Origin of the sequence: Halopseudomonas sp. (assembly GCF_041579695.1) — a bacterium.
Lineage (GTDB): Bacteria > Pseudomonadota > Gammaproteobacteria > Pseudomonadales > Pseudomonadaceae > Halopseudomonas.
The window spans coordinates 1-2,036 of record NZ_JBFGFI010000189.1 but is presented as its reverse complement, the minus strand read 5'-3'; the positions used below and the strand labels follow the sequence as shown (position 1 = coordinate 2,036).

Here is a 2,036-nt window from a genome sequence, read left to right as displayed (position 1 = left end):
AGGTTTTCGTTCAGATAATGGCGCACGGTTTCATCAAGGAAGCCACGTTCGATGCTGCGGTAATGGACCACCACCACACGCCCGGCCATAACGTCCAGTATTTCTCCGAGCAGACTGTCCAGTCTGGGCGCCTGGCTGAGATCGCTGTGGGTGATCCGGTGGAAGGTAACCGATTCGGGGTTTAGCTCGGATATCGGCTTGACTACATGATAGTGGGCATCGGCGCAACGAATGCGTTGCAGGTTGAACGGCATCAGGCCGATACTCACAATCGCATCGCGTTTCGGATCCAGGCCTGTGGTTTCCACATCCAGAGCCACCAGCGGCACTTCTTCGATCGGCGTTTGCGGACCGACCGCTCCTGCCTGATAGAAGCGCTGCAGTTCGGCATTGCGCGCGGTCTGCGCCAGGCTGGCGAAGAACGTCCTCCAGTTGGGGCTCTCGTAACCTGGTGGGCGTGCGGGATTGCGCTTGATCCTCATAGGGTGCGCATCACTTGCAGAGCCGGATAACGGAAGCGCAGAAACTTTTGGGCATTGCTGAGAATCTGGAACGCCTCCTTCAGGTTATGTCGCTCGGCGATGGAGATTTTTTCCGGCTCGATATAATTGTTCGGCTCGCGGCCCTCTTCCAGCTCCATGGCCTGATGGCGAATGCGCACGCTCGAGAGAAACTCCAGCGCGTAACGCAGGCGCGTCACGGCATCAGGCGGCATCAAACGGGTGGTGGCAATTGCATCGAGGCGGTCGAAGGAGTTCTGCGCCTTGGAGCCGCATGCAAGCGCGTGCACGCGGATCAGATCGGTCAGCGGGGCGGTGCCGCGTCCCTTCAAATTGATGATGTTCTTGTGCGCGCCATCCTGCTCCATCACGAAGGTGCGAAAGAAACCCAGAGGCGGAGTTCTATTCAGCGCGTTGCGGGCCAGCGCGGCAAGGAAGGGCTCGTTGGCTCTGGCGCTGGTGGCCAGAACCCCCTTGAGCTCCTCGACCAGTTCGGTCTTGCCATAGACGCTGTCCAGATCAAAGAAGATCGAACTGTTGAGCAGCGTTTCCGGATTCGGCCGGGTGATCCATTGCGTGAAATATTGTTTCCACACGCTCAGCGGCTGCCGCCATTTAGGATTGGTGGCCATGATGCCGCCCTTGCAGTAGGTGTAGCCGCAGGCGGCCAGGCCATCGCTGACAAAGCTGGCGAGTTTGAAAAAATAGTCGTCGTGCTGCTTAGGGTCGAAACTGTCATCCAGCACCAGGGCATTGTCCTGGTCGGTAACGATCAGCTGTTCGTCTCGTGCCATCGAGCCCAACGCCATGAAGCAATAGGGTACAGGGGGCGGACCCAGCGAGGCCTCTGCCAGCTCCAACAGGCGCTGACTGAAACCACGGCCGATACCCGCCATGGTGCTGCCGATCATGTGCGAGGAAACCTCGTCGGTGGCCATGCGCACGAAGGTTGCACGGATGTCTGGCAATAACGCCTGCAGTTCGGCGATGCTCTGCTTCTTGTGGATATTGCTGACCAGATACAGGCTGCTTTGCGACTCGTACTTGATAACGTCGCGCAGATTGACCACGCCGATCGGCCGGCCGCGCTGAATTACTGGCAGGTGATGAATGTTGTGGCGCAGCATTGTCAGCATGGTCTCGAATATCGAGTCGTCTGCCTGCACTACTATTGGATCGGGAGTCATCACCTCTCTAATCGGTGTGTCAGGTGCCAACCCGGCGGCGACCACGCGACCGCGAAAATCGCGGTCGGTGACGATGCCGATCATCGAGCCGGCGCCCTGATGACTATCGTCGGCGTCCAGACTTCCTGCTACGACCACCAGCGACGATACATTGTGGTCAGTCATTTTCTGCGCAGCCTGCATGATTGACATGTCGGCTGCCACGGTGACCGGCAGTCGTTCGATCAGCTTGCGTACACGCAGCTTCATCATCTCGCCGGCCTTGCTCTGGCTCTCCACCGCAGTGCGCAATCGCGACTGCCCCTCGGCCTCGACAAAGTCGGCAAAGGTTTCGTAGTCGTCACAGAGT

At 58.6% G+C, this 2,036-nt stretch carries 2 protein-coding genes; both read right to left on the bottom strand.

Annotation, left to right across the window (positions count from 1 at the left end; all coding sequences use genetic code 11):
• Positions 1 to 482 (bottom strand): exonuclease domain-containing protein (locus ABYA88_RS16260; protein WP_373188427.1); only part of this gene is annotated, 482 nt, incomplete at its 3' end.
• Positions 479 to 2,036: DUF294 nucleotidyltransferase-like domain-containing protein (locus ABYA88_RS16255; RefSeq protein WP_373188426.1), on the bottom strand; the 1,558-nt coding region annotated here is incomplete at its 5' end. The genes ABYA88_RS16260 and ABYA88_RS16255, both read right to left, overlap by 4 nt.